We start from the raw sequence: 1,070 nt of genomic DNA, 5'->3' as shown, positions 1-1,070 counted from the left end.
ATCCGCATCCGACCGGCCGGCACCGCAACGCCGTATTCACGCAGCGCCCACACACAGCCCGCGATGTAGCCGCCCCACCCGGTGATCCGATCCGGACCCGGGGCCGTGCCGAGCGGGACCGCCACGATGTCGGGCTGCCGGTCCGACTCGGCGTGGATCGTCGCGTCCTGTCCACCCGCCTCGAACTCGGCGACGGTGCCGACCTCGAGCGCGACCGGCAGCGCGAATCCCGCGTTGTAGTCGGTGTGTTCGCCGATCAGGTTGACCCGCCCCGGCGCGTACGCCCGTACCCGGGTCATCGCAGCACCGCCCGCAGTTCGGCGGCGATGGTTTCCGGAGTTTTGTCGTTGACGAACGTGTCCCGCCCGGATTCCGAACCGGCGAGGTACTTGAGCTTGTCTTCGCTGCGCCGGATGGAGAACAGTTCGGCGTGCAGGTAGCCCTCCGTGGCGTCTGCCCGGTATTGGTGCCAGGACGCGATGTAGGGCAGCGGCCGCGCATAGAGGGCGTCGAAGGCCCGCAGTACCGTGCGGTAGACCCGGGCCAGATCGTCGGCTTCGTCGTCGGTGAGCTCGGTCAGGTTGCGCACGTGGCGGTTCGGGAGAATGTGCACCTCGACCGGCCAGCGCGCGGCATACGGAACGAACGCCGTGGTGTGCGCGGTGCGCACCAAAACCCTGGTGCCGTCGGCGATCTCGGCCGCGAGGAGCGCCTCGAACAGGTCCGCGCCGTGCTCGGCCCGGTATTCGGCGGCCGTGCGCAGCAGGGTGCGGGTGCGCCGGGTGCGGAACGGATAGCCGTAGATCTGACCGTGCGGATGCGGGAGGGTGACACCGATCTCCGTGCCACGGTTCTCGAAACAGAACACCTCGGCGATGTCGCCCCGCGAGTACAGCTCGGCGGTGCGCTGCGCCCACACGTCGATCATCAAGCGGGCGTGGTCATCCGGGAGCTCGGCGAAGGAGCCGTCGTGATCACTGCTGAAGCAGACCACTTCACAGCGGCCGGTGCCGGTTCGTTCGCGGCGCAGCGAATTCTCCTGCGACTCGGCAGGATACGGCACCTGCGGG

The 1,070-nt window shown here is 68.9% G+C and carries 2 protein-coding genes; both read right to left on the bottom strand.

Going from position 1 to position 1,070, the window contains the following annotated elements; translation table 11 throughout:
* The coding region (locus ACIRS4_RS38900) for a galactokinase family protein (protein ID WP_404205106.1) at positions 1-299 on the bottom strand (299 nt) is incomplete at its 3' end.
* The coding region (galT, locus tag ACIRS4_RS38895) for a galactose-1-phosphate uridylyltransferase (RefSeq protein WP_404205104.1) at positions 296-1,070 on the bottom strand (775 nt) is incomplete at its 5' end. The genes ACIRS4_RS38900 and galT, both read right to left, overlap by 4 nt.

This window comes from Streptomyces sp. NPDC101166 (genome assembly GCF_044768125.1).
Taxonomy (GTDB): domain Bacteria; phylum Actinomycetota; class Actinomycetes; order Streptomycetales; family Streptomycetaceae; genus Streptomyces.
Note: the sequence above shows the minus strand (reverse complement) of the source record. Positions and strands in the feature narration are given on the sequence as shown.